Raw genomic sequence first — 24,811 nt, 5'->3', positions numbered from 1 at the left:
AGTTAAAATCGCCTTTTTCCAATTAGTTTATAATTGCTCGACAAACCTCTTCTAAAACACATAAACACATAAACACTAAACTTTTATGTTTATGCGTCAAAGCTGACTTTTTTGTTTCAAGCAATTTGCGCGGGAAATTTATGAATTGTAGTAATAAATAAGAATTAAACAATTTTCTGTAAATGAAATCCCTTAACTGTTGAAGTTATTCTCGCAATTAAGACATTGAAAACGGCTTTACCTAATCAAGTCCCAACAAACAAAAAATGAAATATGAATGCCTTTGAAGATTATAGTTTTTTAAGCTACCTGGCGGCCTCTATCGCTTATTTATTGCTGCTCCCGTTGAGCATATTCAGCTTAAAAAAAAGCAACCTGGCATTACCGATAATGATTGCAACCGGACTGTCTTTTGTTTGGGCCGGCTATACAACTCTAGCACTCAAAATCGATACTATTTACACACCGGAAACATTGCCGTTTGAAACGTTGCGCAGCGCAGGCTGGCTGCTCTTGTTGAGCTTTATAATATATCAACAGCAAAACCATGAACACCTCTCATTTCTAAAAGGGTCAAAACTGGCTCAATCACTTATCCTCATTGTTACCCTGACTTTTTTGATAGAAAGCCATAGCCCATGGCTGACGCTGGTCAATTTTTATCTGGGTACTGATTTCCGGCTGTTTGCCCACGTTGGTTTTGCCATTGCCGGATTGATTCTGATCGAACAAGTCTATCGTAATGCCTTATTTGAACAGCGATGGGCTATTAAATTTCTTTGCCTGGCATTGGGCTCTTTATTTGTTATTGATTTTTTTCTTTACAGCAAATCTTTGTTGTTTTCGAATATTGATTCAGCGCTCCGGGACTCAAGAGGCATTATTAATGCGATTGTAGCGCCATTACTGGCTATTTCTATCGTCCGTCTTCAAGAACATACCACCTCGTTAACCGTATCCAGAAAGCTGGTATTTCATACAACCGTCTTGTTTGCTACCGGCATCTATTTAATTTTAATGTCAGTGGTCGGTTACTACATTCGCGATTATGGTGGAAATTGGGGACAACTGGCTCAAATAGCTTTTATTTTCCTGTCAATTCTGCTGCTTATCATCCTGTTTGTCTCAGGAAGAACTCGAGCACTGGTGAAGGTTTACTTTAATAAACATTTTTTTCAATACAGTTACGACTATAGGGAAGAATGGATCAAATTAAGTAAAACTATCGCACAAATGGATTCAATTACCGAATTATATGGCCTGATATTAAAAACCATGGCCAATCTTGTCGAAAGCTCAGGGGGTGGCCTGTGGATCAAGAATGAGCAAGGCGACTTTTATTTTGCCGAACACTACAACATGGGGTTCGAACCCGAAATTTTATTTAAAAAAGACACCCCGTTCATACGATTCATACAGTCCAAACAATGGGTGATAGATTTTGCTGAATATGCTTTGGCTCCCGATGTCTATGAAGATGTTGACTTATCCGCCTGGGATAATAAAGAACATTCCATCTGGCTTCTGGTTCCGTTACTCCGCTTGAACTCCGTTGAAGCCTTTGTTGTCCTGACCCAAGCAAGAGCGCCCCGCATTCTCAATTGGGAAGATCATGATTTACTAAAAACGGTAGGCATGCAATTAACGAATGCTTTAGCACTGAATCGAACCATTGATGAACTGGCAAGATCCAAGCAGTTTGAAGCCTATAACCGATTGTCTGCATTTATTGTTCATGATCTGAAAAACCAAGTTGCCCAGATTGCTTTAATTGTAAAGAATGCCGAAAAGCACAAAAGGAATCCTGAATTCATTGATGATTCCATCGATACATTAAAAAATGTTGCTGAGAAAATGCAACACGTCATCGATCAACTGAGAAAAGGCAATATTCATTCGGAAACCAGAACGTTGATTGATTTAAATGACATAGTACAAGATGTCGCCATTCAACAGTCCTGCAATAATCCCGGCCTTCAAATTATCAATGAAATGAGCGACTCGTCAATCAGAGTCATAGGCGAACAAGCTAAAATGATTGCAGTATTAGGGCATTTGGTGCAAAACGCTCAGGAAGCGACACCCCAAAATGGCGTTGTTAAGCTAGAATTATTCAACGATAACACCGACGTGATCATCAAGATAATCGATAACGGAATTGGCATGGACAAACAATTTATCGCCACTCGTTTATTTAAACCCTTTGATACCACTAAAGGCAATGCCGGGATGGGCATTGGTGTGTATGAAGCGAAAGACTATGTAACCAAACTATCGGGGAGCATTGATGTTGAGAGCAACCCAGGCGTGGGTTCAGTATTTACGATAAAACTCCCCATCTATAAATCTGCAGAACATTGACAACCGTGAGTACCACAGCCGTTAAGGACCCAATTAATGGAAGACAGAAAAATATTATTGATAATTGAAGACGATCCGGGATTACAAAAACAACTTAAATGGAGCTTTGAAGATTATCAAACCGTCATTGCCGGTCATCGCCTGGATGCCATTAACGCACTGAGACGGTTCATGCCCAGCGTTGTTACGCTGGATTTGGGACTGCCGCCCGACCCTACTAATGCCAGCGAGGGCTTGCAGACATTACGAGAAATTCTTGAACTGGCACCTTTAACCAAAGTGATTGTGGTCACCGGTAATGATGATCGGTCTAATGCACTGGAAGCGGTGTCATTGGGCGCCTATGATTTTTATCAAAAACCGATTGATCTGGATGTTTTGAAAACCATTATCCAGAGAGCCTTCCATCTGGACGAATTAGAAAAGGAAAATGTCCGGCTGCAGCAAAAAAATAAAGAGCCTTTAAACGGCATTATTGCATCCTGTAAAAAAATGCAAACGCTGTCCCGCACGGTTGAGAAAATTGCACCGACACAAATTACAACGTTATTACTGGGCGAAACAGGAACAGGCAAAGAGTTGCTTGCAAAAGCCATACATGATCTGAGCGACCGCTCGTCCAAGCCTTTTGTTGCAGTCAACTGTGCTGCGATACCGGAAAACCTTCTTGAAAGTGAGCTTTTTGGCTATGAAAAAGGGGCATTTACCGGCGCTACCAAACAAACCAAAGGCAAAATTGAATACGCGGACGGAGGCACCTTCTTTCTTGATGAAATCGGTGATTTGCCGTTTTCACTGCAATCCAAACTTTTACGCTTTATTCAGGAGCGAAAAATTGAACGCTTGGGCGGCCGTGGTGAAATCCCTGTCGATGTCAGAATTATTTGCGCAACACATCAGAATATTGAGGGATTGATTACCCAGGGCTCCTTCAGAGAAGACCTTTTTTATCGTGTCAGTGAAATGGTGATCAATATTCCTCCGCTAAGAGAGCGTGAAGGCGATGCAATCGTCATTGCAACGGCCCTGCTTCGAAAATTTAGCGAGCTCAATAAAAAAACAATCCGTGGCTTCAGTAAAGAGGCGGCTCTTGCGATCGAAACCTTTGACTGGCCGGGAAATATTCGCCAGTTAGAAAACAAAATAAAACGGGCAGTCATTATGTCTAACGAGCCTTTGATTACCCTGGAAGACCTTGAAATAGCGATCAACGACAAACCGTCCTCCCCCTTCAATCTGAGAGAAGTAAGAGAAGAGTCCGAGACGGCTGCGATTAAACGGGCATTAACTCATTGTGACAATAACATATCCAAAACGGCCCAACTCCTGGGCGTTACCCGGCCTACGTTATACAGCTTATTTGAAAAATACGGCATTCAAATATGACGGCTTTGATAAATTGCCCAGGCGACATCAAGTGCTTGTTTATTTTCCTTAACATCATGCACGCGAAAACATTTAACTCCGTTCATAACACCTAATGCAGTCGTCACCGCAGTGGCCGTGACCAATTCTTCAGGATTGTTCACATCGCAAATTGAACCCATGAAACGTTTGCGGCTTGTGCCCAGTAAAACGGGATAACCGGTCGCTACAAACTGGTCCAGATGGGCCAGTAAATCAATGTTATCCTGTTTACGCTTACCAAAACCTATGCCCGGATCAATAAGCAATTGACGCTTATCGAGCCCTCTGCTGATAGCCACCTCGACCCGTTGCATCAAACCGTCCAGCACTTCTCTGACAACATTGACATACGATGGACTTTCCTGCATGTTTTTTGGGGTGCCCTGCCGGTGCATCAGGATGAGAGGGACTTGTTTTTGAACTGCAACATCGAATATCAATTCATCATCAAGACCGGCCGAAATATCATTAATCAGCGTTGCCCCGGCATCCAGCGCCGCAGCCGCAACGCGATGTAGTGTTGTATCGATACTTATAGGAATGGTTTCATTCAGTTGTAGTCTTATCGCATCAATTATGGGAACGACGCGCCGAATTTGCTCTTCCGCGGATACCGGATCCGCGCCAGGGCGGGTAGATTCACCACCAATATCAATAATATCAACCCCCTGCTCTATCATCTTGCGGCATTGCTCCAGGGCTTCGGCAGCCCCGTTGAACCGACCGCCGTCGGAAAAACTGTCAGGAGTGACATTCAAAATACCCATAATCATGGGCTTGGTATTTTCAACAAAATTCACTTTAATGCCTCATTTATTAATCAATGTCATGATTAAGGTATAATGCCACCCTTTTAATCCCTTACTTAATCAATGGATCATCCGCGTTTAGCCTGGGCTGTTACCGGCTCAGGCCATTATATAGAAGAATGCCTGGAATTTATTTTGACCCTGGACCGCGTGGATCTTTACCTCAGTTTAGCGGGTGAAGAAGTGTTGAAAATGTACGGCATCAAGCTGGACACTATTCGCGCAAGAATGCCGGTCTATCGCGATAAAACTGCTTCTTCTCCACCTGTAGGCCTATTCTACAAGGGTTATTATCACACTTTTGTAATGGCGCCGACGACCTCCAATACCGTCGCCAAATGTGTGTTGGGCATTGCTGATTCGCTGGTCACCAACCTCTACTCGCAAGCCGGAAAATGTAGAGTTCCCAGTATTGTTTATCCTTGTGATATTGCGCCTGAAATGGAAACCACAGCACCCGGCGGCAAAGTCATGGTTTATCCCCGGCCGATAGACCTTGAAGCCACTGATAAAATTCGAACATTTCCATACACACAGGTAGTTGAAAGTGTGGATGAACTGATTGAGGCCGTGCAACTACGATTAAAGACGCTGGCATGAGTGAACATATTCTCTTCTTAACCGGAAAGCTGGCAGAAAAGCAATTACGCCGCATTCTGGAGCAAATACAGCCGGAGTTCAGCTATACAGTTCATCAACTGGGCATTAAAGTCGCGGCGCTAATGACCACGGATATGATTGCCAGACGATTGACCGACACGTTTAATGCGGATCGCATCATCGTTCCCGGACGTTGCCGTGGAGATATAGACAAACTGTCCACGGACTTAAGTGTGCCGGTTGAGCGCGGCCCCGATGAGCTAAAGGATCTGCCTCAATATTTTGGTAAAGCCGCGCATAAAGTAGATATCAGCCAATATACGGTTAAAGTGTTTGCCGAAATTGTCGATGCACCCTTCGTCAGTATAGAAACCATTCTGCAGCGAGCGTCTTATTACCGTGATAACGGTGCCGATGTCATCGATATCGGGTGCTTGCCGGGCACACCTTTTCCGCATATGGAAGAGACCATTCAAGCGCTAAAACAGGCCGGATTTCTGGTCAGCGTCGATTCTTTAACATCGGATGATCTGCTTAAAGGCGGTAAGGCCGGAGCCGATTATTTGCTCAGTCTGCATGAAAGCAGCCTTTGGATTGCCGACGAAGTCGACGCCATACCGGTCATAATCCCTGAGACACATGAAGACCTCGATTCGTTATACCGGTCGATTGAAGCGCTGCAAGCACACAATCGCCCGTTTATTGTCGATCCGATTCTGGACCCTATCCATTTTGGATTTACTGCTTCTATCGTTCGCTATCATGAAGTCAGAAACCGTTTTCCCGCTATCGAAATGATGCTGGGCGTTGGCAATATTACCGAACTGACGCATGCCGATACCCTAGGCATGAATACACTGTTGCTTGGTATTTGTTCAGAACTCGATATTAATCATATTTTAACGACCGAAGTCAGCAAGCATGCGTGCAGAGCGATTAAAGAAGCTGACCTCGCGAGACGGATCATGTATGCCGCCAAACAACAGGATAGGTTGCCCAAACATATTGACAACGGCTTGATGGCACTGCATGAAACCGCGCCTTTTCCCTATTCAGCAGATGAAGTTAAAGAATTAGCCGAGCAAATAACAGACCCCAGCTTCAGAATTCAAACCAGCCCGGACGGTATCCATATTTTTAACCGCGATGGAATGCATACCGCTCAGGACCCGTTTGATTTATACCCCAAGCTCGATGTAGCAAGCGATGGCGGCCATGCCTTTTACCTGGGCGTGGAATTGGCCCGTGCGCAGATAGCCTGGCAACTCGGCAAGCGCTTTACTCAAGATGAGCCGTTACAATGGGGGTGTGCCGTGGATCTAAAAGAAAACACCGTAGACTTACATCAATTCAAACCGGCAGGTTCCACATTACAAAAATAAAGATTAAAACCAATCAGGTTAAGCCCTGCTTGATTCCTTTCCTTTAAAACATCATAACAGTTAACGTTTTGATGGCTAACGACAGCCCTTACACCGAATTATGATTTTTGAAACCATCGTCACGACTCAAAACAGCTCAGGCGAAGTCCATATCGCCCCTATGGGCATCCATAAACAGGATGATCTGTTCATTATTTTGCCTTTTCGACCTTCCACAACCTTGACGAATCTGCTGTCGACACAAACGGCTATTATCAATTTCAGCGATGATGTGCGCATATTTGCAGGTTGTTTAACCGGACGGCGTAATTGGCCTTTGAAAATGGCGGAAAAAGTAACCGGTCATGTACTCGAAAACACCCTCGCACACTCCGAGGTTAAGTTACTGCGAATGGAAGATGACCCTGTCCGTCCGAAACTATTCTGTCAGACCGTGCATACGGTCAACCACAAGCCGTTTACTGGGTTCAACAGAGCACAATTCGCTGTTCTTGAAGCGGCAATACTGGTCAGCCGGCTCGATAGATTGACGCCCAAAAAAATTGAATCCGAACTCGACTATTTACGCATAGGCCTGGAAAAAACAGCAGGGCCGGTTGAATTAGAAGCGTGGCAATGGCTGATGGAGGCTGTCGCACACTACCAGCAAGAGAGTAAACCATGACAGGAATGCTAGCCAGTATCACTAACTTGCAAGAGGCATTACAGGTACTTAAGTACGATGTTGATATCATCGACCTCAAAGATCCGGCCCAAGGCGCACTCGGCGACCTTGAGATAGAAAGCATAAAAACCATAGTCCAAGCCATAAAGGGACAACGCCGCATCAGTGCGACCATCGGCGATTTGCCCATGCACCCTCAGACTATCCTTTCCGCCGTTCTTGCCAAAGCTGAAACGGACGTCGACTTTATTAAAATCGGTTTTTTTCCAGGTGGCGACTGGCACGGAACCCTTGATGCGCTGGCAGATCTAGGCGATAGCGGCACCCGCATGATTGCTGTGTTATTTGCGGACACGCAACCGGAACTTGGCCTCTTAAACAAAATCAAGTCGGCTCAATTTCGCGGTGTAATGCTGGATACGATGGATAAACAGAAAGGTTCATTAACCGATCTGATGCCGCAAAAAGCCCTTCAAAACTTTGTCGAACAAGCCGCCGCTAACCATCTTATTTGCGGCCTGGCGGGCTCACTGCGACTTGCCGATATTCCCGCATTAAAGTCATTAAAACCCGATTATTTGGGTTTTCGCGGCGCGCTATGCTCTCAGCAGAAAAGAACCGCAGAACTGGATGAACCGGCAATTAAAGCGATTTGTTCACTGATTAAAAAAGTATAACTATCAGCGGAACAAAAAAACGAAGGAGAGGCACTGTGTAGGTGCGGTTGGCGGTTGACGGTTGGCGGTTGGCGATAGCCAACCCAACGCACTGAATAATTACCTGAATTTTAGTCCACCACCTCCTTAAGGCTAAACCATGAAACGACCGCTTCCGCTCACCACACAAATTCTGCTCGGTATGGGCCTGGGCCTGCTCATCGGATCACTGATCAACAACTTTGTCATCGAACACTCTTTTGTCGCTACCTATGTGGTTAACGGCGTTTTTTATGTATTGGGCGCGCTGTTCATCAATGCATTAAAAATGTTAGTGGTGCCTCTGGTCACTTTTTCCCTGATTGAGGGCGTCAATGCTATCGGTGATGCCGGTGCCGTTGGCAGAATTGGTTGTAAAACCATTTTTTGGTATTTATTGACTACAGCCATGGCGGTATCCATGGCTTTGGCTGTTGCCTCGGTAGTGTCACCCGGGCAAAACTTTGAGGCCGTCATCAATCATACGGCTTTTACTCCGCCCTCTGCCCCATCGCTGAATGAAGTATTGATTAATCTGGTCCCAGGTAATCCGGTAAAAGCATTTGCCGATGGGGAAATGCTGCAAATTATCTGTTTTGCTCTGTTCTTCGGAATTGCCATGTTAAAAACCGGAAACACCGGTAAAAAAATGGCCGGCTATGTGTCAATGGTCAACGAAGTGATGATGTCACTGGTATCGATAGTCATGCGTTTCGCCCCATTAGGTGTCTTTTGCTTGATGGCAAAAACATTCTCCGAACAGGGCTTAACCCTCATCATACCCATGCTCGGTTATGCGTTCACCGTGATCACATGTTTGCTCCTGCATTCCATCGTCACGCTGAATCTGCTGCTTTATGTCAACACGCGACTGAGCCCATGGATTTTTTTGAGGAAAATGCGCCCTGTTTATCTTTTTGCATTCAGCACAGCCAGTTCCAACGCCACCCTGCCGGTTACCTTACAAACCGTGGAAAAAAAACTGGGGGTTCACACCGGTACGGCATCGTTTACCATTCCATTAGGGGCTACGTTTAACATGGATGGAACGGCAATCATGCAGGGTGTCGCCACTGTTTTTATTGCCAATGTTTATCACATTCCACTGACTTTAGAACAGTTTTTAACCGTAATCGGCATGTCCCTGCTGGCCTCAATTGGCACTGCCGGAGTTCCCGGTGTCGGCTTGATCATGCTCGCCATGGTATTAAATCAGGTGGGTCTGCCGGTTGAAGGAATCGCGCTGATTATCGGCATAGACCGCTTGCTGGATATGATGAGGACTGTTATCAATGTCAACGGCGATGCAGTGGTTACCTGTATCGTTTCAGATAGCGAGAAAACCCTGGATAAAAAGGTTTATCAAACTATTGAAGGAAATTACGACTGATCATTTTTTACAGGATAAATTCAAGAGCAAAGCCTTTGCCCGGTATCAACCTGACTACTTTGGTTTTCAATACGGGCGCGTCATCCAATTCCAGTGTTTGCACACTCATTAAGTCACCCAACTGAGGCAATTCGGTTGGACAAAAAATAAATAAACCACTCTCTGAAAAATCATTCATTTTAAGTTGTTCGGAATTACCGGAGGAATAAGTCACCTTGACCAATGCCCTGTGAACTAATCGGGCATGCCTCCTTCTGTTGGTATCATTTGTCATAAAGTCTTAAGTCTATAAAGAAAAAATGCAACTATTAAGCCCCCCCTCTTTGAAAAAGAGGGGTTAGGTAAGATTTTTTAAATAAATCCCCCTTTTTTAAAGAGAGAAAATAGTTTCGAAAAAATAGTAACCGCCAAAACTGCTTCAATAATAGTTGGTAAATAGGCAGGATGTCATGAAGTTTACTTGTCTTGATCATGATTTTGCCAATCTCTGAGCAGGAGATGTTGGGTATTTTGACTAAATTGTTGCTGGACTTGCCTGATAAACTGCAATGCCCCCTGAACATGTCTCATTTCCGGCAATTCATTGACTCCCTGGTTATCAATAGCCTCCAGAACATCAGCAACTTTAAGTTGAGTGCTTTCCAGGCCGGGTTGAAAAACAGCGGCGCGCCCCACTTCGGTCTTTAGCTCAACAATCAATCGTGCATTGATCAGTTTGGTCAGTAACTCATTAATGATGCCGGGAGGTATTTTTAATGCTTCACCAAGTTGGTCAATGGAATATGGCGGGCGTCGCTCAATAAAGGCTAACGAAATGAGTCGGGTTATTTGCAAGGCAATTGCTTTTTCCAGATTGACACTCAATGAACCATTAGTTGGGTGCTCATCATCTGGATTTTGATGGTAAAAAACGACTTCACAGCCAAACAGTACAATCATCCAGCCCGCTTGTAACCAGACCAGAAACAAGGGTAAAGCGGCAAAACTGCCATAAATTGCATTGTAGCCTGACACACCGATTTGTAATGACAAATAACTCCATTGCAAAATCTGGTAAAGCAAACTGGCAAGAATGCCGCCCAGCATGGCGGACTTTAAAGCAACTTTTTGGTTCGGTATAAACAGGTACAGGCTGGTGAACAAAATAAACATGATAACCAGGGGCGATAGCCCGAAAATCCAGGTAATCACCGCAACGCCCAACTCAGGCAAGTAATAAGTGGCAAGCCATTCCAAAATATGTGTTTTTACAAAAACGGTCATGCTGCTAGCCGAAAGAGCCAATACCGGGGCCAAAAACATGAACGAAATATAGTCAGTCAACTTTTTTTGCAGCGGCCTGGATTGTTTCAATTTCCAAATGGCATTAAAAGCATCCTCAATATTGCTCATTACTTTAACGCCGGACCAAACCAGAACAACAATACCTATCCCGGCAATGAGCCCTCCTTTGGTTTCTGCCAATATATTTTCGGCGAAGCCCAAAACTTGCAAAAGCATGGTTTCCTGATTGGGCACCTGTTCGAGCAATCGCTTTTTTAGATGAATTTCATAACCGAAACCTTTCGCAACTCCAAACAATAAAGCAAACACAGGCACAATCGATAATAGGCTGTATAAGGTAAGCGCTGATGCATGTAATGGGCAATAATCGGCAACAAACCCTTTAACGGATCGAAAAAGCAGGGCTCTTAATGCCAACAGCTTTTTAACAAAATCCTTTTGATGCCAGTTGCTCAAAGTGGACTCCGATAAGAGTCCCAAATAATGACTTTTTTGATTCATTGTTTTGGTATTTGAAACTTTAAAAAAGGGGTTCAAATCAGGCATTGCCAAAATAAAGGCTCAATTCATATACATAAAAGTGAATGTTAACCAATAACCTGAACGGCCATCTGTACCTAAGACGTTAACATGTATTCAAAAGATTGCTAAGTTTTGAGTGTAGAATAATAAAATTGAACATGAACGCAGTCCCGGCCCGACATTAAGTCACGGATATCGAGCACGATCAGGATTTTTCTCACATTACCCAACACAATATGAATTCACGATTTAATCCGGTGGATCTATTCCAGACCTGTGTTTTGATCATTTTTGTAATGTGCGCTTATTTCCTTCTGGGTTTAATAGGCCTTCAATTGGCAGTCCCGCCCAGCAATGCCGGCGCCGTTTGGCCTCCGGCCGGCATCGCATTGGCTGCGATAGTTCTAAAAGGGCCTCGCGTACTGCCGGGCATTTTTCTGGGCAATTTTTCTATCAGCGCCTGGGCGTTAGGTTTCAGCCCGAATGCCTGTTTGATTTATACCGGCACAGGGTTAGGAGCAACAGCCTGCGCCTACACAGGTTACCGGTTAATCAAGCACTTCATTGGGTTACCCAATCCATTACTCGAAACCCAAAAGATTATGTTATTTTTTACGCTGGGCGGACCAGTCAGTTGCCTGATTCCGGCAACGCTGGGTATTTCATTGATGGTAGCCATGGGGAATATCTTCCCCGCTGACATTCCGTTTAACTGGTTTAGCTGGTGGGTCGGCGACACCATAGGCGTATTGGTTTTTGCTCCGCTTACCCTTATATTATTTGCCAAATCCCACTCTATTTGGCGAACCCGGTTAAATACCGTTGGCACGCCATTATTACTCAGTTTTCTTCTTGTTTCAGGCAGTTTTCTTTTTATACAGCAGGATGAAAACCGCAGGCATGCAAAAGAATTTGAGCGTCAAACCCTATCATTGGTCAAATTGATTAATGAACGCCTTCAGAATCATCTGCAAATTGTTTACGGAATACGTAACTTATTTACAGTAAGCGCGTCATCAGTTGATCAAGCCGGTTTCTCATTTTTTACGCACTCTTTTTTTCAACAGTACCCTGAACTTAAATCCTTGGCTTATTTGTCATTATCGTCACAAGGATCGGAAATTAAAAACCTTATTCCGTACTTCATTGAGCCAGAACAAAGCCGTGATTTTCTTGCCACCGCAATCAACGATCCGAACTTATTCTTTAATTTTTCCAGCTCATTCGAATCGACTAAACACCCGACCGCGTTTTTTGAATTTATCGATGAAAACGTTATTATTCTGACCCCTGTCTATAAAAATTCAAACAATAAAAAGGCTCTGACCGGTGTGGCTTTATCGATGTTTATACTCCCTGAACTCCTGGATTCAGCTTTTACCGGATTAACGATGGAAGGAATACAGGTGAGTATTGATGTGCTTGATAAAAAAACAGGAGCCATCAATGTTCATACGCTTGCAAAAAACCAGTTGATCGACCGACAAATTCAGCATCAATTTAAGTTGTCTGATCAAAATTGGCTGGTCAATTTTTTTCATGATAAAAGCCATATACATGCTCAATATCATTGGTCTTTATGGTGGTATTTTACCTGCGGTTTATTTTTTATCAGTGTTATGGGCGTGGGATTGCTGGCGCTAACCGGGCGTCATGCCATCACAGAGAGCATTGTAAATGAAAGAACCCGCGATTTATTGAAAGCCAAAAATACCGCAGAAACTGCGAATACTGCAAAAAATCATTTTCTCGCGAAAATAAGCCATGAACTGAGGACGCCTTTAAACGGCATCATGGGGTTTACACAACTGCTTCAAAACAACCAGGGGCTGGGCGATGACGAAAAACAACACGTCAATATCATCAGGCAATGCAGTCAGGATTTGCTCGGTTTAATCAACGATATTCTTGATTTTACGGCAATCGAAACCAACAACACCAAGGTCGTTAACAGACTTTTTGACTTTACTGCCTTTTTAAATGATATCGATGCGATTTATCAGCTGATTGCAGCAAAAAAAGGTCTGAAATTAACCACCTCAATCAACAATGCCCCCATCAAGCTCCGCGGAGATGAAAAACGTATCCGCCAAATCTTATGTAATCTGCTCAATAATGCCTTCAAATATACCGATCACGGTCAGATCCAATTAATAGTGAATGCCTCGGAAAATGAACTTTATCTGACCGTAGCGGATACCGGCAATGGCATTGCCCAACACGATATGGATCGAATCTTTGACCCATTCATTCAATTGAACAATCATGATGCTGCTCAGGAAGGCATCGGTATAGGTTTGACTATAACCAAAGAACTGCTGAAAATCATGAATGGTCGCATCACTGTCCAGAGTGATTTAGGAGCCGGCAGTATTTTTACCGTTACTCTTCCTATTGAGAATCAAACGACAGCTTCAAGTTGAGCTCGAATTGGCCTATCAGTAAAAGCTTGAAAACAGTCAAAATCCAACCTGATTCCCTGCCGAGATGACGGCTTTTGACTTGGCTGAACAATCTTTATAAACAGGAATTCCAAAGACCCAAGTAAACCACTATTTAATGATAATAATCACTAATCTCTGATGTTGTCGGATTAATAGTAAAAGCAGGATGACTTATCAGGTTATAACTCTATAAAATGTGTTTTTTATTAAAAATCCCTCAACGAAATGCGCACATCACAATTTCCACTGAATACTGTAAAAGAAACACCTGCGGATGCAGAAATCATCAGTCATAAACTGATGATCAGAGCGGGTCTGATTCGCAAATTAGCCGCTGGTTTGTACTCCTGGTTACCGTTGGGTCTGCGCGTTATGCGCAAAGTCGAGCAATATACCCGTGAGGAAATGGAAAAAGCCGGAGCACTTGAAGTTTTGATGCCCGCACTGCAACCGGCCGAATTGTGGCAGGAAACCGGACGCTGGGAAAAATACGGACCCGAATTAGCCAGACTTAAAGACCGACACCAACGCGATTTCTGTCTGGGACCCACGCATGAAGAAATCATTACCGATCTGGCCCGTAATGAAATAAAAAGCTACAAGCAATTGCCCATTACTTATTACCAGATTCAAACCAAGTTCAGAGATGAAATCAGGCCGAGATTCGGGGTAATGCGCTCACGCGAGTTTGTCATGAAAGATGCCTATTCCTTTCATTTGGATGAAGCCTCGTTGCAGGAGACTTATGATCAAATGTATCAGGCCTACACCAACCTGTTTAAACGTTTGGGCTTAGGCTTTAGAGCCGTTATCGCCGATTCCGGATCCATTGGCGGTGCGGTATCTCATGAATTTCACGTCTTAGCCGATTCAGGTGAAGACGCCATCGCCTTTTCAACTGAAAGCCAGTATGCCGCAAACGTTGAAAAAGCAGAGGCGCTTGCCCCAGCTGAACCCAGAAACCCGCCCTCTCAAGCCTTGGCATTAATTGATACGCCCCAGCAAAAAACCATTGAGGAAGTCAGTCGCTTTTTCAATGTGCCCGCCTCACAATGCCTTAAAACACTCATTGTCAAAGGTGAGGAAGAAGGCAGTTTATTCGCCTTACTGATCAGGGGCGACCACGAACTGAATACCGTTAAAGCACAAAAGATTCCGGGTGTTTTAAGTCCAATGGAAATGGCGACTGACGAACAGATTAACAAATCCTGTGGCTGCAATCCTGGCTCCATCGGCCCCATCAATCTGAGCATGAAGATCATTGCGGATCGTAGCGTGATAGCGATGTCTGATTTTATCTGTGGTGCTAATCAAGACGACAAACATTATCAAGGTGTCAACTGGGAAAGAGATCTTCCGCTACCTGAAACAATCGCTGATTTGAGAATGATTTGTGAAGGCGACCCGAGTCCGGATGGTCATGGATCAATAACCATTGCGCGCGGCATTGAAGTGGGCCATATTTTTCAATTAGGCACCAAATACAGCGAAGCGATGAAAGCTTCCATCATCAATGAAGCCGGGAAAAATCAAACCATGATCATGGGCTGCTACGGCATCGGCATTTCCCGTATTGTCGCTGCGACTATCGAGCAAAACCACGATGACAAAGGCATCATTTGGCCGGTAAATTTAGCCCCGTTTCAAGTAGCGTTGTGCCCGATGAACATGCATAAATCAGAACGCCTGCGCGAAACAGCAGAAGCGTTGTATCAAGATTTGCTTGCGGCAGGTATCGAAGTGTTATTCGACGACCGCAAAGTCAGAGCCGGCTTTATGTTTTCGGATATGGAACTGATAGGTATACCGTATCGCATAGTCATCGGCGATCGCGGCCTGGATTCAGGACACGTCGAATATCAGGGTCGAACCGATCAGGCCAGTATCGAAGTTCCGATGGATGGCTTGGTCGACTGGCTTAAAAAGAAAATTGCCGGTTAACTTGGAAGAGCATTGGGTCGGCGAACAACAAAAAGGATTTCGCCAAAAATCCCCCCTTAAAAAAAGCTATTTTAGCGTTAGTAGTTGAAAGAACTTTAACGCCGTCATCCCGGCAGGGATTGCCGGGATCCAGGTCACAAGGATGTGAAAGTCCGACACCATACATGGCTTCTGGACCTCTATCAACCCTATGCTACTGCCCCACCTTCTGCATTCGCGCATAAATAGAGGGGTGTCGATAACGACGTTTAGAGGTAATGTTTTTCCCGATATTTTTTCACTATCCAGCGATTAAACTCAGTCTGTGCTAAATTTAGGACCATCATCCAGTGAAGATAAGGGTAGTCAGTAAAATTAGCTCTGACGGAGCAACAAAACAAAAGTGATGTAACGTGTAGGTTGCGGTTGGCGACAGCCAACCCAACATTTCACCTGATTAGCAAGCTGTTTCAGCTAAATCCATAAGCGCCCGTCATGCCCGTCGGGAAACGGGCATCCAGTGCCATGGATGGTAAGCTCCGAGCTATCCATGTGACCTGGATTCCGGCAATCCCTGCCGGAATGACGCGTCCGAATATATAGCTGAAACATCTTTATAATCAGGACATTTCAAAATTATGGCGCTAATTGTTGAGTTGCGAAAAGCATTCAACCCAACGCTGAATAATCACAAAACAGGTAATATTCTTTTCGTATTTAACAAATAGAATAATTGATAGCAAACACAAACAGGTCGTTTATGATCACTGACACACAAATTCCGCTTCAATCGCAATACTCAAGTAGCGACCGATGGCTATTAGGGTTTGCAGCGACCCTCTTCGTTTTGGTTTTTGCGCCTACCCTTTCCTGGTTATGGGGGCGCTGGACGATGAGCGTTTGGCAAAATGGTCACGGCATACTCGTAACCTTGTTAGTCATTTATCTGGTCAGAGAAGAACTCATAAAACGCAAAGACTTACCCCAACAAACCAGTGCCTGGGGGTTTGCGATACTGATTCCAGCCTTAATCATTCACATGCTGGACACAGGACTGAATTCGCAATTGCTCTCAGCATTTGCATTTTTTATGTCACTGCCCGGCTTAGCCTTGTTGTTTCTGGGACTGGAACGCAGCAAAGCCATTCTTTTTCCGCTGATTATCCTGATGTTAACCTTGCCTATACCGCTTGTATTTACTGAGTCGCTTCACATGGGACTGCGTATCATCGCCACAAAGTCAGTCGCTTGGTTGCTTAAAATACTGGGCGTTCCTGTTTACTCGACCGGCACCATACTTCAGGTAGAAAATGGGACTTTACAGGTTGCAGATGCCTGCAGCGGCTTTTCCACCCTCTATGCGGCTGTCACGATAGCGATACTGACCGCTTATTTTTGCAATAGCACGAAACGCAGAATTCTTTTACTGATTATTGCAGCCCCACTGGCTATTGCGGTCAATATTGCCCGTGTGCTGATACTGACACTGCTGGTCAATTGGATAGGATTGGATGTGCTGGCCACTGCTGCCCACGAAATTTCAGGATTGATGACCTTCATGATCGCATTGCCGATTATTTTTATGCTGGGCCAAAATCCCAGGGAGCCCGAAAATCTGACGAACGAGCCGCATCCATGATAGCGCCTCGTTATTCATTACCCGTCATTGGTTTGTTACTGGTGGCCTTGATACCGACCGTGATCCACAATTACCTGGGACTGCAAGCAAAAGACGATGCGCCGGTCGAGAACATCCCCACCACTTTAGATAACTTCGTTTCTAAACCATCAAGCCGACTTGCAATATGGGGAAAGGAAACCTTTAATTGTCATGACTGGATGGAGCGAATGTACACCGATGAGACCGGGCAAGTTATCCGCTTATTCGTAGGCAAGTCATTTGATCATAAGCGCTTGTATCATCACCCGGAATTAGCGCTATCTTACGGAAACAATATGGTCAGAGAGGGCGTTCAATGGCTTGAGGGTGACCAAAAAATACCGGTGAATGTGTTACGCAACAACAATAAGCCAGGCTTGGCGGCTTATGTGCTTTGGTATGATGGTCAATTTATAGAAAACCCTATTAAACATCAAATTAAAGATACGTTGGAGCTGTTAGTCAGCCCTAAAAAACCAATGACTTTGTTCTATGTTTCGGATGGCTACAGCCAAGATAAGTTGCCGTTTCAACAAACACAAAGTGCGGGGGTTTTGTTAAAGGCAATACATAAATTTGTTGAGAGTGCAAAATAAATGAAAAAAATTCCAACTCTTATCAAAAATGTGCTAAACAAAACTTTGGCTTTGTTTTTATTAGCAATTCGCCATTTACCCAGATTTGCCCAAAATGAATATCGACAGTATCTTTATATTGAGAAGCAACTATCACAAATCAAGCTTAATAAAATAAGCAGTATATTGCCCTCCTTTTTACTAAATAAGCCAAGCATAAGAGACTCGCTTTTAAGAAACTCTACTTATAGAGTAATTGATCCCGTCAATATGACGCACGATGATGCTGAGTTCATTAAAAGAAATTCAATATTCATTGAATACATTGAGGCAAACAAGCTTCCATTAACGGGAGAAAACTTAAACGATATCCCTGCTTATCAGGAGAAGGACAATTACGATAGAACGTTCCAACTACAAACAATTAAAAATCGGTTTATAAAGGCTATTTGCCCAAGAACAGGTGTAACTTTGCACTCGGACCGTTCTCTGTTGCCTGAAGCAGGTGGATCGGTTTTTTATCGCTTCATTGGACAAGAACATCCTTTTTATCTTGCAGTAGGGCGCGCTGGAATGGGTTATATCAAGACCTTTCTGTATATGCCAGATGTGCAAACCATAATTCTATTGGGCGACAACGATTGGGCATGGCTTGGTCGATGGGAAATTGATCAATTTAGAGCCTATCTGATTTCAGATTATAAAAAAATATTTGGTTATCTTACAAATCAGACTATTCCCGGCATTTATGCATTGCTGGATCAATATCACTTTGCCCACCACATATGGAATACATTAACGGGTTTAAGCAAGATCGCTACAAAGGAATATGGGGATCTCATCGATAGCCTTTTAATTACAAATGAACCAATGGGACCAATCGACCAACTTTTCCCTGAGTTCGAAAAAAATCAATATTTGAGACTATCCAACTCGGAAATCGTTGATTTTGTTCTAGAGAAAAATTTGTTTGTGATTAGACCTGGCGGAACAATAGTAACCGATGAGATCATGGATAGGATTTATAGAGTCGCAATTGATAACACTGTCCCATATTATTTAAAAGATGCGCAGGATTTCAGGGCGAAACACTGGCCTATATTGTGGGCGACTATTCGGACAGGTAACCGTAGTTGGCATATGCAAGCGGAAGGAATAGCCAACATTGCTAATAAATTTAAAAAAATTTACCCAAATTTTGCTTTGGTTGTTGATGGTTATGCTATTCCCTATGGAGAAGATATTATAAATAATAAGGTTACAAACGTTATTGCCAATGAAGAAGTGGTAGCACAAAAAATCAGGGATCTTTTAGATGTTTCCATTGAAGTACGTTTCTTCGTCGGTAAACCGATTTTTCAAAGCGTTATTTATTCTCGTTTTATTGACGTCTACTTGGCACACCATGGTTCGATACAACATAAAATCGCCTGGCTTTCAAACAAACCTGGCTTAGTTCATTCCAATAAAAAGGTTCTTTCCGGAATCGGTGGAACGAAAAGATACTATGCAGCTTTTACATCTACCAAGTCAGAAGTACTTCCACATTATCTTGATCCAGAAATTATGACAGACATATCTGGCGCAACCGAAGAAGGAGATTCACGATGGGACTTTGCATTAAGTCACTACGACTTTGATGATCAGCACGCTTTCGATAATTTACTCAAAATAGTACTCCTGTCTGACCGAAAAACTGTCTAATTACCGGAAGGTGCCAGGGCAAACATATTAAAAAATAATATATTATGAGATTAAAGTAGTACTTTTTGTAATAAAGCAAATGACGCCTTGTTTTATAGATCATTTTTCGAAATTACCCGATCCTCGAATTGACCATTTGTCAGTTATTATTACTGATGATTGGGGTAGTTACTACAAGCTTTGGCAGGTGGAGCTAAAAGTCCACCCCGCTTTAGTTTTATAACGAAATAAGGCCTGATCGAAGCTTGAATTACGCAACACCGTATGAAGTCCACTGCGTCTAGAAACCATGGCGTGCTCGATCTGTGGACAAAGCGCGAATATCATGCAGACCTTATGGATAAACTGATTCACCCTTTGCCCACAGTCCGCCAAGAACTGAAAAAAGGAGGATTAAAACGCCTGAGGCTCAATTGTCATAAATGATTTATTTTAACTTTACAGTTTAAACCTCTTATCTAGAAGTCTCTTATTGAGTTTCTAAATCCCAAAAACGTGACTTGTAAAAAATAATGAAGATCAGTGCCGTAATTCCTGCTTATAACAGCGCTCTCTTTATTCAGGACGCTATAAGTAGTATTAAGAAACAAAGCCGAACCGTGGATGAAATTATCGTCATTGATGATGGATCCATGGATAATACTGAAGAAATAATCAGTAATCTAAATGATCCCAACATCCGGTATTTTAAACAACTTAACCAAGGTCCTTCGGCAGCAAGAAATTTTGGCATACAAAAGGCTAAAGGGGACTGGATTGCATTCCTTGACGCCGATGATCAATGGACACCAGATAAAATTGATTTACAGCTGAAGACACTTGATAGGTCACCTTCTCTGAAACTTATTGCCGGGGATATGACAGAAATTGATACAAATGATCATATTATTACTGCTTCGGTTTTAGCTAAAAACAGCCAACGTGATTTTTTTAAGAATTTGAACGGACAACCTTTAATAAATGCTCTATCTTCATTACTGAATAAAAACTTTATTCCAACAGGAACGGTTTTAGTTCACCGTAATACACTCATATCTGCAGGTTTGTTCAACGAAAAAATTCGCTTTGGTGAGGATTTAGAGCTATGGGCAAAGATTTCGGCTAAATACCCAATTACGTGTCTTTCGGAGGTTTTAATGCTGCGGCGGCAGCATGGTAATAATGCCACTCAAATGACTGAGAACATGCTATCAGATTTGGTAAAAGTTATGACTTCCATAAAAAATACATGCTCGGCAGAACTAAAAAAACAAGGACTCGATCCGGACTTACTCCTCGCCCAGCGCTTGGCAGATTTAGGTTACTGGTATTTTAGCCAAGGTCGATACGACAAGGCTAAAGTCAAATTGAAATCGAGCTTAAAAGCCAAAATAAATAAACGAGCCGCTATTTATTATTGCAGTTCATATCTGCCAAAAATATTAATCTCTCTGATTAAGAGCGTTAAATAAATATTTGACTAAAATTTCATAGGATTCTTCTAGATTATAAGTCTTTGAAATGTAATTTACAGCTATAATCAGAATTGATTTCAAATATACCGGGCCAGCAGCAGTGAGTGAAAAAATAAAAAAAAATATTCTGTATGTTGAAAATGGCATCGGTTATGGGGGTGCCATTATATGTCTAAGGCACTTGGTCAGAAATATAGATAAAAGCCGTTACAAAGCTCTAGTTGTCACAGGAAGAACCTCCCCTCTCTACGAGGAAATTGCCGAGGAAGCTTTATGGAAATATATCGCCGATAGACATTTTGATATTGTTGGCGCCCATCAAAAAGTGGACCTTGCAATTTGGCCAGACAAGATGCCTGGAGCTAGATTCATAATCAATCAAATTCTTGCTAGAACTGACGATATTGCAAATTTTCTACCATTCTTTTTCCAACTTCTCTGGACTGCGTGGCGATTTAAAGCTGATCTTATTCACACTAATAATGAACCACTCTGTAACCGCGCAGCCCTGCTAGTTGGAAAAATCTTAAAGATTCATACTATTAGTCATGTTCGAGGCGATCAATATGGCTCCCGGTTAATGAAATATACCTTTAGTCTCCCAGACCATTTTATACCGGTATCCCATTGGATAGCAGAAAGTATGAGATCTAAACTGGATATCTCCGCCGATAAAATAACGGTAATTTATGACGGTCTTGAATTGGAAAAACTTTCTCCAGATATCAGCGGCCAGCCTTTTAGGGATAAATTTAATCTATTGAAGGATCACTTTGTGGTCGGCTTGGTAGGACTGCTTATGCCGTGGAAAGGACAGAATATTTTTATAGATGCCACCAAAGAACTCAAAGATAAAATACCTAATCTCAAAATGCTCATAATCGGAGGAACACCTGATGATTGTATTAGCTATGAAAATTCACTAAAAGAGCGCGTCAAACAAGAGAATTTAGAAGATGTAGTAATTTTTACTGGACACCTTACAGACATGCCTGTTATTTATAACGGTTTGGATGTTGTAGTATCTGCATCTACAAGCCCTGAACCTCTTGGTACTGTTGTTATTGAAAGCATGATATTGGGGAGGCCATTAATAGGACCTAACCATGGCGGAGCTGCAGAAATGATGGAACACAACCGTACAGGTTTATTGTTTTCTCCAAAAAACTCAAGTGATCTTGCAGAAAAGATTTTTACTTTATACAGTAATCCCAAATTAAGGGAAAAGCTTGGCCGGGCAGCGAGAGAAAAGGCATTAAAAACGTTTTCTGTAGAAGAACATGTTAATCAAGTACAAAATATCTATCTAAAATTTCTGCATAACATTAAAAGTGAAAATTAAAATGAATTTATCTAATTTAGTTCCTTGGCGATTTAGAGGTATTAATCCATTTTTAAATACCTATGGAGATAAGCTTCTATTTGGAAGAATAGCTAAGACCGCGTCTATAGAGACCAATCCCAACGCCAAAACTGAGATTCATTCTGCCGTTCCCCATCGTTATCTTTACGCCTATCTTTTTGCCATTAAATCTTTACTCTATTATCACTCAGATGTATCTGTAGTTATTCATGATGACGGAAGTCTCCTTGATGAAGATAAGCGCCTTATAAAAATTCATTTGCCTAATTGCAGATTAATAGACAGAGCTTTTGCTAATGCGGAATTTGAAAAATTAAATAATCCTTTTTTATCAAAGGTAAGAGGTAGTTATACCAGCTACTTAAAGTTATTCGACACGACTCTTTTTAACCAATCAGAAAGAATAATTATTCTTGATACAGATACCTTATTTTTAAAAGAACCGAAAGAAATTATTGATTGGATTATAAATGGCGGAAACCCTTGGTATCACATGGCTCCTCGGGGAAAAATGAAAGTCGAAAAAGAATTTGAGATAGCTAATTATGCCAAATTACAAGATGTCCACATACAAACATTAATTATCGATGATTTGGATGATATCAATAAATCGTTAAATAAAAACTATACTATCCAACAAGGTTTTTGCTCAGGGTTCATCGGCTATGACTCTGGGACAATCAACTTCTCCGAGCTCGAAGAATTGTTCAAATTACTCTATGAGAAATTCGGCGATAAAATCTTTCGTTGGGGGGCAGAGCAGACAACGCATGGGCTTATATTATGCTCTAAAGGCGCGGTTTCTTTGCCTCTTGAGGATTATTTTGTTTTTACCCATGCTAATGCACACTTAGCAGACAATGCGAAATTTTTACATTTCGTTGGAGAGAATAGATTTCATAAGCTCATTTATCCTAAGCTTTCGAATGTTGTTCTTAAGAAGCTAAAAACACCTAGATAAACAATTCGGACCATTTCTATTACTAATGACTTCTCATACATACGAAGTAAACGATTTTTTATTTAGACCGACATTACATTTTTGATCAGGTCGTATGTTTAATATAAATTTTCACAGCAAACTCCCTTGGAGATTTCAAAGCAAAACGAATTTCCTAAATGAGCATTCGAATTTTATTTTTCGCCATATTTTAAAAACTAATCCGGTGGCATGTAATCCCGCCAGTGATGTCAACTATTTAACATTAGTTTGCCATAGAGATGTAAATATATGTATCTTGGCAATAAAATCATTTTTAATATTCTATAATTCCATTCGAATTACGCTTCAAGACGATGGCAGCTTAACTACACAGGATATTGCAAAATTTAAACACCATATTCCCGGTATCGATATTTTGCTCAGACAGGATGCGGACAAAAGAATTAACTCGCAACTAAATAACGAGTTGTTTGAAATGAGAAAGAAAGATGTCAGTTTTTTAAAACTGATTGATGTCAATCTTTTATTTGAAGGAAGAAGAATTGTAGCGGATTCAGACATCCTGTTTCTAAAGCAGCCAACTGAAGTCATCGACTGGATAGAAACAAAACACTCAAAGCCGTTTTACCATCAAGTTAGCAATGCAAATAAAGCTTTTGAAGCCCAACTACCACTTTTAAATAGCCAACTAGGTACAGCACTTAAAGAGATTGATTATTGCTCAGGTTTTATTGGATTTAACGAAAGTCAACCGCTTGATCACATTATTCATATAACTCAGGTCTTAAATAAAATCAGTCAGGTATGGGGCCTTGAGCAAAATATTTACGCCTTTTTATTAAAAGAGCGGTCAACGCTATTAAACCCGCTCAAATACTTGGCAATTAAAGATAGCGCAGATCCTAAGTCGCTTGAAAATGCTTGTATGCTCCATTATGTCGGAAAGCTAAAACATACTAATTACCTGACTGATGCCAAAACAGTCATAAATAGTCTGCGTTAAATAATCGAAAATCTTTTTGGGAGGCTCATTCATGAGGTTATATCAATTCACTATTACTGTAAGTATTTTTGTATTTTCAATGCATATTCAAGCTGCTCCTTGGGAGGCGGCATTAGGAGCTAAGGGCGAGTGGACTGAGCAACCTGAAGCAAGAAACTTACCCCCTTTTTGTGGTACGAATCCGAGATATAAAAACTACAAAGTAAACTTTAGTTCTGCTTATCTTAATCACCCGTGTGAATCATTAGTCAGAAGACCAATATGTTTCAATTATAGCGGTAGAGATAAAAGTAATTGCTTCAAGGCAATCACTAAAGGATTTCTCTATACATTAAACCTCGAAAAAGACCCAAATTTTCCACTACGACCCTTCTTATGGTGTGAAACAGGACTAACCTATTTTTATGGAGATAGCTATAGGGAAGCCATAGATGCCTATTCCCAATCGATCAAAATCAACCAAAAATATACAAAAGCTTATGCGGGATTGGCGGATGTTTATATCAAATTAAAACAGTATGACGAAGCTAATGATATTATTGAGAAAGGCTTAAAACAGGACCCACGGTCCAAAAAACTATTATTAAAAAAAGAAAAAGTTTCAAAAATATTAAAAAAATAAATCTTACAG

Annotated in this window: 20 protein-coding genes; 17 read left to right on the top strand and 3 right to left on the bottom strand. The window is 42.1% G+C overall.

What is annotated here, in order from left to right; translation table 11 throughout:
• Window positions 1–273 precede the first annotated feature (273 nt).
• A complete protein-coding gene (gene prsK / locus Q7V32_RS16880) occupies window positions 274–2,361 on the top strand; it encodes an XrtA/PEP-CTERM system histidine kinase PrsK (RefSeq protein ID WP_304898151.1) in 2,088 nt (695 codons plus the stop codon).
• Between the two features lie 36 nt (window positions 2,362–2,397).
• Entirely contained in the window at window positions 2,398–3,747 is a 1,350-nt protein-coding gene (gene prsR, locus Q7V32_RS16875; protein WP_304898150.1) for a PEP-CTERM-box response regulator transcription factor, read from the top strand.
• On the opposite strand, the gene folP is transcribed toward prsR, so the two are convergent.
• Window positions 3,738–4,541: a dihydropteroate synthase gene (folP, locus tag Q7V32_RS16870; RefSeq protein WP_304898179.1), complete on the bottom strand. Its 804-nt coding sequence runs from the start codon at window positions 4,539–4,541 to the stop codon at window positions 3,738–3,740. The genes prsR and folP overlap by 10 nt on opposite strands.
• Before the next feature lie 99 nt (window positions 4,542–4,640).
• Here folP and Q7V32_RS16865 point away from each other — a divergent pair, with 99 nt between their 5' ends.
• From Q7V32_RS16865 to Q7V32_RS16845, 5 genes are all read left to right on the top strand, one after another.
• Window positions 4,641–5,177, top strand: coding sequence for a flavoprotein (locus tag Q7V32_RS16865; RefSeq protein WP_304898149.1), 537 nt, complete (start codon window positions 4,641–4,643; stop codon window positions 5,175–5,177).
• Entirely contained in the window at window positions 5,174–6,559 is a 1,386-nt protein-coding gene (locus tag Q7V32_RS16860) for a DUF6513 domain-containing protein (RefSeq protein WP_304898148.1), read from the top strand. Before Q7V32_RS16865 ends, Q7V32_RS16860 begins: the two co-directional genes overlap by 4 nt.
• A 100-nt stretch (window positions 6,560–6,659) precedes the next feature.
• Window positions 6,660–7,223 carry a DUF447 domain-containing protein gene (locus tag Q7V32_RS16855; RefSeq protein WP_304898147.1) on the top strand — a complete coding sequence of 188 codons (564 nt, stop codon included), beginning with the start codon at window positions 6,660–6,662 and terminating at the stop codon, window positions 7,221–7,223.
• Window positions 7,220–7,900, top strand: a complete 681-nt coding sequence (locus tag Q7V32_RS16850; RefSeq protein WP_304898146.1) for a (5-formylfuran-3-yl)methyl phosphate synthase — start codon at window positions 7,220–7,222, stop codon at window positions 7,898–7,900. The genes Q7V32_RS16855 and Q7V32_RS16850 overlap by 4 nt, the downstream gene beginning before the upstream one ends.
• A gap of 139 nt (window positions 7,901–8,039) precedes the next feature.
• Window positions 8,040–9,308 (top strand): dicarboxylate/amino acid:cation symporter, encoded by a 1,269-nt coding sequence (locus tag Q7V32_RS16845; RefSeq protein ID WP_304898145.1) that lies wholly within the window; start codon window positions 8,040–8,042, stop codon window positions 9,306–9,308.
• 7 nt (window positions 9,309–9,315) lie between these two features.
• Here Q7V32_RS16845 and Q7V32_RS16840 read toward each other — a convergent pair whose 3' ends face one another.
• Window positions 9,316–9,582, bottom strand: a complete 267-nt coding sequence (locus tag Q7V32_RS16840; RefSeq protein WP_304898144.1) for a PilZ domain-containing protein — start codon at window positions 9,580–9,582, stop codon at window positions 9,316–9,318.
• Between the two features lie 182 nt (window positions 9,583–9,764).
• Window positions 9,765–11,093 carry a YihY/virulence factor BrkB family protein gene (locus Q7V32_RS16835; RefSeq protein ID WP_304898143.1) on the bottom strand — a complete coding sequence of 443 codons (1,329 nt, stop codon included), beginning with the start codon at window positions 11,091–11,093 and terminating at the stop codon, window positions 9,765–9,767.
• A 257-nt stretch (window positions 11,094–11,350) separates the two neighbouring features.
• Here Q7V32_RS16835 and Q7V32_RS16830 point away from each other — a divergent pair, with 257 nt between their 5' ends.
• The 10 genes from Q7V32_RS16830 to Q7V32_RS16785 all read left to right on the top strand — a co-directional run bounded on the left by Q7V32_RS16830 (window position 11,351) and on the right by Q7V32_RS16785 (window position 24,802).
• On the top strand, window positions 11,351–13,537 hold the full coding sequence (locus Q7V32_RS16830) for an ATP-binding protein (protein ID WP_304898142.1): 2,187 nt from the start codon (window positions 11,351–11,353) through the stop codon (window positions 13,535–13,537).
• Window positions 13,538–13,783: 246 nt separating this feature from the next.
• Window positions 13,784–15,499 carry a proline--tRNA ligase gene (locus Q7V32_RS16825; protein ID WP_304898141.1) on the top strand — a complete coding sequence of 572 codons (1,716 nt, stop codon included), beginning with the start codon at window positions 13,784–13,786 and terminating at the stop codon, window positions 15,497–15,499.
• 739 nt (window positions 15,500–16,238) lie between these two features.
• The gene (locus tag Q7V32_RS16820; protein ID WP_304898140.1) at window positions 16,239–17,117 is read left to right on the top strand and encodes an exosortase/archaeosortase family protein; all 879 of its coding nucleotides are present in this window, start codon (window positions 16,239–16,241) and stop codon (window positions 17,115–17,117) included.
• Window positions 17,114–17,734, top strand: coding sequence for a hypothetical protein (locus Q7V32_RS16815; protein WP_304898139.1), 621 nt, complete (start codon window positions 17,114–17,116; stop codon window positions 17,732–17,734). The genes Q7V32_RS16820 and Q7V32_RS16815 overlap by 4 nt, the downstream gene beginning before the upstream one ends.
• Complete coding sequence (locus tag Q7V32_RS16810) at window positions 17,735–19,417, top strand: hypothetical protein (RefSeq protein ID WP_304898138.1); 1,683 nt, start codon at window positions 17,735–17,737, stop codon at window positions 19,415–19,417. It abuts the gene before it with no gap.
• Window positions 19,418–19,929: 512 nt separating this feature from the next.
• The gene (locus tag Q7V32_RS16805) at window positions 19,930–20,868 is read left to right on the top strand and encodes a glycosyltransferase (protein WP_304898137.1); all 939 of its coding nucleotides are present in this window, start codon (window positions 19,930–19,932) and stop codon (window positions 20,866–20,868) included.
• A gap of 103 nt (window positions 20,869–20,971) precedes the next feature.
• Window positions 20,972–22,213, top strand: coding sequence for a glycosyltransferase family 4 protein (locus tag Q7V32_RS16800; RefSeq protein WP_304898136.1), 1,242 nt, complete (start codon window positions 20,972–20,974; stop codon window positions 22,211–22,213).
• 1 nt (window position 22,214) lies between these two features.
• Window positions 22,215–23,195, top strand: a complete 981-nt coding sequence (locus Q7V32_RS16795) for a glycosyltransferase (protein WP_304898135.1) — start codon at window positions 22,215–22,217, stop codon at window positions 23,193–23,195.
• Between the two features lie 94 nt (window positions 23,196–23,289).
• Entirely contained in the window at window positions 23,290–24,180 is an 891-nt protein-coding gene (locus Q7V32_RS16790) for a hypothetical protein (RefSeq protein WP_304898134.1), read from the top strand.
• A 31-nt stretch (window positions 24,181–24,211) separates the two neighbouring features.
• On the top strand, window positions 24,212–24,802 hold the full coding sequence (locus Q7V32_RS16785; RefSeq protein WP_304898133.1) for a tetratricopeptide repeat protein: 591 nt from the start codon (window positions 24,212–24,214) through the stop codon (window positions 24,800–24,802).
• Window positions 24,803–24,811 lie beyond the last annotated feature (9 nt).

Source organism: Methylicorpusculum sp., assembly GCF_030651835.1.
In the GTDB taxonomy this organism is placed as follows: domain Bacteria; phylum Pseudomonadota; class Gammaproteobacteria; order Methylococcales; family Methylomonadaceae; genus Methylicorpusculum.
The sequence above is the reverse complement of the archived record's forward strand: the minus strand, read 5'-3'. Positions and strand labels throughout refer to the sequence as shown.

What these genes read in the sequence shown, in the direction of transcription:
- prsK (WP_304898151.1), top strand. Translation starts at nt 274, where the DNA reads ATGAATGCCTTTGAAGATTATAGTTTTTTAAGCTACCTGGCGGCCTCT.
- prsR (WP_304898150.1), top strand. Translation starts at nt 2,398, where the DNA reads ATGGAAGACAGAAAAATATTATTGATAATTGAAGACGATCCGGGATTA.
- folP (WP_304898179.1), bottom strand. Translation starts at nt 4,541, where the DNA reads ATGATTATGGGTATTTTGAATGTCACTCCTGACAGTTTTTCCGACGGC.
- Q7V32_RS16865 (WP_304898149.1), top strand. Translation starts at nt 4,641, where the DNA reads ATGGATCATCCGCGTTTAGCCTGGGCTGTTACCGGCTCAGGCCATTAT.
- Q7V32_RS16860 (WP_304898148.1), top strand. Translation starts at nt 5,174, where the DNA reads ATGAGTGAACATATTCTCTTCTTAACCGGAAAGCTGGCAGAAAAGCAA.
- Q7V32_RS16855 (WP_304898147.1), top strand. Translation starts at nt 6,660, where the DNA reads ATGATTTTTGAAACCATCGTCACGACTCAAAACAGCTCAGGCGAAGTC.
- Q7V32_RS16850 (WP_304898146.1), top strand. Translation starts at nt 7,220, where the DNA reads ATGACAGGAATGCTAGCCAGTATCACTAACTTGCAAGAGGCATTACAG.
- Q7V32_RS16845 (WP_304898145.1), top strand. Translation starts at nt 8,040, where the DNA reads ATGAAACGACCGCTTCCGCTCACCACACAAATTCTGCTCGGTATGGGC.
- Q7V32_RS16840 (WP_304898144.1), bottom strand. Translation starts at nt 9,582, where the DNA reads ATGACAAATGATACCAACAGAAGGAGGCATGCCCGATTAGTTCACAGG.
- Q7V32_RS16835 (WP_304898143.1), bottom strand. Translation starts at nt 11,093, where the DNA reads ATGAATCAAAAAAGTCATTATTTGGGACTCTTATCGGAGTCCACTTTG.
- Q7V32_RS16830 (WP_304898142.1), top strand. Translation starts at nt 11,351, where the DNA reads ATGAATTCACGATTTAATCCGGTGGATCTATTCCAGACCTGTGTTTTG.
- Q7V32_RS16825 (WP_304898141.1), top strand. Translation starts at nt 13,784, where the DNA reads ATGCGCACATCACAATTTCCACTGAATACTGTAAAAGAAACACCTGCG.
- Q7V32_RS16820 (WP_304898140.1), top strand. Translation starts at nt 16,239, where the DNA reads ATGATCACTGACACACAAATTCCGCTTCAATCGCAATACTCAAGTAGC.
- Q7V32_RS16815 (WP_304898139.1), top strand. Translation starts at nt 17,114, where the DNA reads ATGATAGCGCCTCGTTATTCATTACCCGTCATTGGTTTGTTACTGGTG.
- Q7V32_RS16810 (WP_304898138.1), top strand. Translation starts at nt 17,735, where the DNA reads ATGAAAAAAATTCCAACTCTTATCAAAAATGTGCTAAACAAAACTTTG.
- Q7V32_RS16805 (WP_304898137.1), top strand. Translation starts at nt 19,930, where the DNA reads ATGAAGATCAGTGCCGTAATTCCTGCTTATAACAGCGCTCTCTTTATT.
- Q7V32_RS16795 (WP_304898135.1), top strand. Translation starts at nt 22,215, where the DNA reads ATGAATTTATCTAATTTAGTTCCTTGGCGATTTAGAGGTATTAATCCA.
- Q7V32_RS16790 (WP_304898134.1), top strand. Translation starts at nt 23,290, where the DNA reads ATGTTTAATATAAATTTTCACAGCAAACTCCCTTGGAGATTTCAAAGC.
- Q7V32_RS16785 (WP_304898133.1), top strand. Translation starts at nt 24,212, where the DNA reads ATGAGGTTATATCAATTCACTATTACTGTAAGTATTTTTGTATTTTCA.